At 65.7% G+C, this 5,255-nt stretch carries 7 protein-coding genes; 1 reads left to right on the top strand and 6 read right to left on the bottom strand.

Annotation, left to right across the window (positions count from 1 at the left end):
• Positions 1 to 156 precede the first annotated feature (156 nt).
• The 5 genes from VEI45_RS19850 to VEI45_RS19830 all read right to left on the bottom strand — a co-directional run bounded on the left by VEI45_RS19850 (position 157) and on the right by VEI45_RS19830 (position 4,133).
• Entirely contained in the window at positions 157 to 309 is a 153-nt protein-coding gene (locus tag VEI45_RS19850; protein ID WP_324856236.1) for a hypothetical protein, read from the bottom strand.
• 236 nt (positions 310 to 545) lie between these two features.
• Positions 546 to 971 carry a pyridoxamine 5'-phosphate oxidase family protein gene (locus VEI45_RS19845; protein WP_324856235.1) on the bottom strand — a complete coding sequence of 142 codons (426 nt, stop codon included), beginning with the start codon at positions 969 to 971 and terminating at the stop codon, positions 546 to 548.
• A 29-nt stretch (positions 972 to 1,000) separates the two neighbouring features.
• Positions 1,001 to 2,002, bottom strand: a complete 1,002-nt coding sequence (locus VEI45_RS19840; RefSeq protein ID WP_324856234.1) for an NADP-dependent oxidoreductase — start codon at positions 2,000 to 2,002, stop codon at positions 1,001 to 1,003.
• Positions 1,999 to 3,003 (bottom strand): LLM class F420-dependent oxidoreductase, encoded by a 1,005-nt coding sequence (locus VEI45_RS19835; protein WP_324856233.1) that lies wholly within the window; start codon positions 3,001 to 3,003, stop codon positions 1,999 to 2,001. The genes VEI45_RS19840 and VEI45_RS19835 overlap by 4 nt, the downstream gene beginning before the upstream one ends.
• Positions 3,000 to 4,133 (bottom strand): acyl-CoA dehydrogenase family protein, encoded by a 1,134-nt coding sequence (locus tag VEI45_RS19830; RefSeq protein ID WP_324856232.1) that lies wholly within the window; start codon positions 4,131 to 4,133, stop codon positions 3,000 to 3,002. Before VEI45_RS19830 ends, VEI45_RS19835 begins: the two co-directional genes overlap by 4 nt.
• A 90-nt stretch (positions 4,134 to 4,223) precedes the next feature.
• Here VEI45_RS19830 and VEI45_RS19825 point away from each other — a divergent pair, with 90 nt between their 5' ends.
• Positions 4,224 to 4,748, top strand: a complete 525-nt coding sequence (locus tag VEI45_RS19825) for a helix-turn-helix domain-containing protein (RefSeq protein WP_324856231.1) — start codon at positions 4,224 to 4,226, stop codon at positions 4,746 to 4,748.
• Here the strand turns inward: VEI45_RS19825 and VEI45_RS19820 are convergent.
• Complete coding sequence (locus tag VEI45_RS19820; RefSeq protein WP_324856230.1) at positions 4,721 to 5,185, bottom strand: nitroreductase/quinone reductase family protein; 465 nt, start codon at positions 5,183 to 5,185, stop codon at positions 4,721 to 4,723. The genes VEI45_RS19825 and VEI45_RS19820 overlap by 28 nt on opposite strands.
• Positions 5,186 to 5,255 lie beyond the last annotated feature (70 nt).

Here is a 5,255-nt window from a genome sequence, read left to right as displayed (position 1 = left end):
CCGGCACCCAGCCGGCCGACACCACAAGCGGGAAGCCGAACAAAGGATCTTCCGCATGTTGCGTGATTGAGCGAAGGATCTCGACATCGGCTGCGGACGCCTAGTGGTATGGATGATGGGCGCGCCGGCGTGGTTATCGTGGCCGGGCGGCTAGCCTCAGAGGCGCAGAGCTTTTTGCTCCGAACATCCGCCGAGGCCGTTTTGGTTGGCTTTTTCGCCAACCGCCCGAAGGGCCTTCCAGTTCTCGGCGGTCACCCGCCAGCCGAGGCCGAGGTCACGGGTGTCGCAGATGACCGTTTCGGTGCGCAACACCCGATGCTCAGCCGGGTAGGACCGGCGGGTTGCCCCGCCGATCCCCCCTCAGGACCGTACGTGCCACTCATCGCGACATACGGCTCAAGCAAGCTCCATTTGAGTTGCTTCCTAAGGGTTTTCGAGCTCTGCGGCCTAGAGTCGGAGATGGTCATCTTATGACAAGTGAAGCCGCGAACGACCGCGACACGACGGACAACCGTCAGCTTGGGAAAACCAGACGCAGCGGAAAATTACAGCTCATCCGAGAAATCAGCCGTGATCCAGCGGTCCGGGCGGATGGTGAACAACACACCAGGCCGATCCGCGATGGCACGGACGAACGCGCGTCCACCTTCTTCACCGAGGTATCGGATAGCGATGGCTTCCCGCACATCCAACGGTGTCGGTTTGGTCGTGTCGACGACCGTGCCCTCGACGACCACATATTGGTAGGGCAGCTCCTCCTGCTGGACGACCAGCGTCACCGCGCCGGCCCGCTCGATCAGCGTGGACTTGCGCGCCGACGCACCGGTGTTGACCCGGATGTTCCCGCCCGGGGTGTAGTCATACCAAATCGGGACACTGGCCGGCGGACGGCCGTCGGCGGCCACAGAGAGCACGGCGACGTGCTTGGCGGCGAGGAACTCCTGACGCTCGGTCTCGGTGAAGGCTTTCATACGCGGCTCAACGCGCGGGGCCCGCGAGGCTATTCCAACGCGAGGATCAGCTTGCCGGTGTTTTCTCCGCGGAAGAGCTTGAGCAGCGTTTCAGGGAAGTCACCGACGTCGCCCTGCTCGATCTGCTCATGTGATCGCAGTTCGCCGGTGTCGAGCCACTTCGTCAGCTGCGCAATGCCTTCCGGGTAGCGATTGGCGTAGTCGAAGATGACGAAGCCGGTCATGGATGCGCGCGCGACCAGCAACTGCATGTAGTTGGCCGGTCCCCGCGGGTTGTCGTTGTACTGCGACACCGCACCGCAGAGCACGATCCGGGCGCCGCCTGCGAGCCGGTTCAACGCAGCCTCCAGCGTTGCACCGCCAACGTTGTCGAAAAAGACGTCTACGCCGTCAGGTGCTTGGGTCTTGAGTTCTGCGCGCAGGTCGGCGCTCTTGTAGTCGATGGCTGCGTCAAAACCGACCTCCTCGACCAGCCAGCGGCATTTCTGCTCACCACCGGCAATACCGACGGCTCGGCAGCCGTTGATCCGCGCAATCTGTCCCACGATGCTGCCCACCGATCCGGCCGCCCCGGACACCAGCACGGTTTGGCCGGGCTCGGGCCTGCCCACGTCGAGCAATCCGAAATACGCGGTCAGGCCGCTGATGCCGAGGGCCCCCAAATGCACGGTTGCCGGTGCCAAGCTGGTGTCGATTCTGTTGACCTCAGCGCCGTTGGACAGTGCATAACGTTGCACGCCGAATATCCCGGACAGCTGGTCTCCGACCGCGAATCCGGGGTGGCGTGATTCAATGACGTGTCCGACGCCAAGTGCCCGCATCACCTCGCCGATCTCCACCGGCGGCACGTAGCTTCGCCCCGCGTTCATCCAGGTGCGCATCGCGGGGTCGATGGACAGGTAGTCGACCCTGACCACGAACTCGCCCTCAGCCGCAACGGGTTTGGGCTCCTCGACGATCGTCCAATCAGTAGCCTTCGGCAACTCCATTGGACGCGCGGCTAGCCGGCATTGCGTATTCACGGTGTTCATGAGGCCGTCTCCCGATCTGCTGCGGTGAATCGGCAACTGTCCGCAGCACATTGAAGTGCAGTCCGACCGGCGGGGTCCTCGGCGGTTACCGGTATCACCGCGACGGTGTCTGCGCCGGCTTGCAGATAGGCCCGCAGCCGCGTAGCAACCTGTTCTGGAGTGCCGACCGCGGCCAGCTGCTCCGCCAGATCGAGGGGAATCGCCGCCGCCAACTCCGACCGGCGCGCGCCGCGGCGGGCACGCTCGACGAAGTCGGCGAACCCGAGCTCGCAGAACATCTCGCCGTAGCCGGGTGGGGCAAGGTAGATCGCCAGCTGATTGGCTAACTGCCGCAACGCGGCCGCACCGGGTCGCACGGCGACCGGTACCCACACCGTCAGATGCGGCGGCGTGCGACCTGCCGCGGCGGCGTGGCGCGCTACCTGTTCGCGCACCTGCGACACCCGCTGCGGCGACGCCAGGTTGAGCACCACCTCATCGGCGAGCCGGGCCGTCAGCTGCGTGATCACCGGACCGAACGCGCCAACTCCGATGCTGGTGTGCGGCAGCGGGTGACGCAGCCGAAATCCCTGGCTACGGATGTAGCGCCCGTCGTAGTCGGCGCGCTCGCCGCGCAGAATCGGGCGCAGGCATTGGATGGCTTCCCGCATGCGGGCGGCGCTGTGCAACCACTCGCGGTCGTGCCAGCCCGCCACGATGAATGGGCTGGAAGCACCCAACGCGACGTCGATCTGACAGCCGGTGAGCAAGGCGACCGAACTCGCCCCCAACGCGATTGACACCGGGGTCCGCACGCTGATCGGCAGCGGCCCGACTCTCAACCCCAACCCCGGTGCGCGCAGACCGACGGCGGTGGCCAACGCGAAGGCGTCGAATGTCGCCATCTCGCCAATCCAAAGCCCGCCAAGCTGCGCCGCGCTGGCCGCGTCGGCAATTTCCAGCGCCTCCTCATCGGGCGCGTCCAGCCAGAACGGCAGCACCGCTTCGATCGGTGCCCTCACAGCATTGCCGCCTCGGCGGCCTGGCCCAACAGAATTCGGCCCGGCAGCTCGCGCGATGCCTCGTTCACCTGGAAGTGCGCGGTGGCGGTGAAGGCGTCGCGGAATCGCCGCTGCAGCGGTGCACCGTCGTAAATGGCGCTGCCCCCGGCGAGGTCATACATCGTGCGCACGACGTCGGCCGAGACGCGCACCCCGTGCGTGGCGGCCAGCCGTAACCGGGTGCGCGCCTCCAACGGGACCGGTGGCTCGCCCTCACTCGCCTGCCACGCCGCGTCAATGGCCTGGTAGTAACCCGCCCGCGCAGCTTCCAATGCCGACTCCGCCGCGGCGACCGCCGCTTGGATGGTGGACCGCTCGGCAAGCGTACGACTAGCTCCGACACCCTTTTTGGTGCCAGCGAGGTCGACGAAATTGTCGATCGCCGCGCGCGCGTTGCCCATCGCGGCCGCAGTGATGCAGGCCGCGAAGAATCCAAACGGCGGGAATCGGTACAGCGGCCGGTTGATCACCGGCCCGTCGAATATCGAGACCACCCGCTCATTCGGGACAAACACCTCGTCGGCCACCGCGTCGTGACTGCCGGTGCCGCGTAGACCGAGGGTGTGCCAGGTGTCCAGGATCTGTAGCTGCTCGGTGGGCAGCGCGACGACGGCCGGGTGATCTTCGAGCACGCAGCCGGCGAACAGCACGTCAGCGTGGGTGATGCCGCTGCAAAATGCCCACCGCCCCGACACCACCACACCGCCGGACACGCGGCGGGCCTTGCCTTGAGGCGCCCACACGCCCGCGGCCACGCCACGCCCGTCACCGAACAGTTCGTCGCGGCTGACGGGCGGCAGATAGGCGACCAGCAGGCTGGCGGTGATCGCGATCGAGACGCACCAGCCGGCCGACGCGTCACCTCGCGCCACCTCCTCGGCGCAGCGCAACGCTGTGCCCGCGGGCAGCTCCAGCGCGTCGACCTCCACCGGCGCACCCGCTCGCAGCAGACCCGAGTCTCGCAGCGCGCCAACCAGTTCGGCGGGAAGTCTGCGGCCAGAGTCGATTTCGTCTGCCACGCCACGTGCTAGATCGGCGATCTCACGGGCCCGGACCACGACGGGCACGGTGGCGACTTCGGTGTCCTGCATTCGGCGGCCTCCGCTCTTCAGACATTTGTGCGTGGTTCAGTCACGTTACCACTACCGGTTCAATTTCTGAACCGGTACATTGTTAGGACCATGGACTACCCCGATCTGTCCCACCGCTTCGACGGCGAGTCCGTTGCCCGGGCTCTAGAGGTCGTCGGCGAGCGATGGACACTGCTGATCCTGCGCGAGGCGTTCTTTGGGGTGCGTCGCTTTAGCCAATTGGCTCGCAACTTGCACATTCCTCGGCCCACGCTGTCGGCACGCCTGCGCACCCTCGTCGAAAACGGGCTGCTGGAAAAGGTGCTCTACGCGCAAAATCCCGACCGTCACGAGTACCGGCTCACCGCCTCCGGCCGCGACCTGTTCGCTGCGATCGTGGTACTCATGCAGTGGGGTGACCAGCACCTCCCGCAGCCCAACGGTCCGCCAATCGTGTTGCGCCACCAGCCATGCGATCACATTGCCGACCCGGTTCTGGTGTGCGCCCATTGCCGGAAGGAAATCACCGCACGCAACGTCACGCCCGAGCCCGGACCTGGCTTTCGGGTGGGAGAACCCGCGCTCGCCGGCGTGCGACGGTCGAAGTCTCAGGTGACCCGAAACACGGGGTATTGATCGACGATCCGCTCGAAGTCGTTCAGCGGTGCGTGGCGGTCGATGGGGAAGAACGGACGTGCTCCCGGCGCCAACTCAAGGTACCGACGCAAGATTGCGGCGCGGTTATCGGATAGGTCCTCTACTAAGGACACGTCTTCGCGACCGCCGTGCCGCAACACCGCATGGCTATCCACACGCAGGTTACGCACCCAATTCGTCTTCTGGCCGAGCATGGCCACCAGGTAGCGCCCACCCCGATAGTCGGCCACGACCACCGGGAAGGTAATCGTCCGTCCCGACTTGTGGCCACGTACTTCAAGTGTGGCGGCTTGATCTGGCCCGACGCCTGCCGCAAAAGTCCAGGCGCCCAATCGGTTTGTGATGCGCGCTGACCATCTGGGACGACCACCACGATACTGCCATCGCTGAATCGCGCCTATCACGCCACGCAGCATGTCTTCACCCTACTGCGGTCCGTAACGGTTACATCTGCGCCCAAACGATTTTCGTCTGCAGGTAGGTGTC

This window comes from Mycobacterium sp. (assembly GCF_035623875.1).
GTDB lineage: Bacteria > Actinomycetota > Actinomycetes > Mycobacteriales > Mycobacteriaceae > Mycobacterium.
This window is presented reverse-complemented; position numbering and strand designations above follow the sequence as displayed.

Excerpts from the sequence above, each read along its gene's own strand:
- VEI45_RS19820 (WP_324856230.1), bottom strand. The coding sequence starts at position 5,185 with ATGCTGCGTGGCGTGATAGGCGCGATTCAGCGATGGCAGTATCGTGGT.
- VEI45_RS19830 (WP_324856232.1), bottom strand. The coding sequence starts at position 4,133 with ATGCAGGACACCGAAGTCGCCACCGTGCCCGTCGTGGTCCGGGCCCGT.
- VEI45_RS19825 (WP_324856231.1), top strand. The coding sequence starts at position 4,224 with ATGGACTACCCCGATCTGTCCCACCGCTTCGACGGCGAGTCCGTTGCC.
- VEI45_RS19840 (WP_324856234.1), bottom strand. The coding sequence starts at position 2,002 with ATGAACACCGTGAATACGCAATGCCGGCTAGCCGCGCGTCCAATGGAG.
- VEI45_RS19845 (WP_324856235.1), bottom strand. The coding sequence starts at position 971 with ATGAAAGCCTTCACCGAGACCGAGCGTCAGGAGTTCCTCGCCGCCAAG.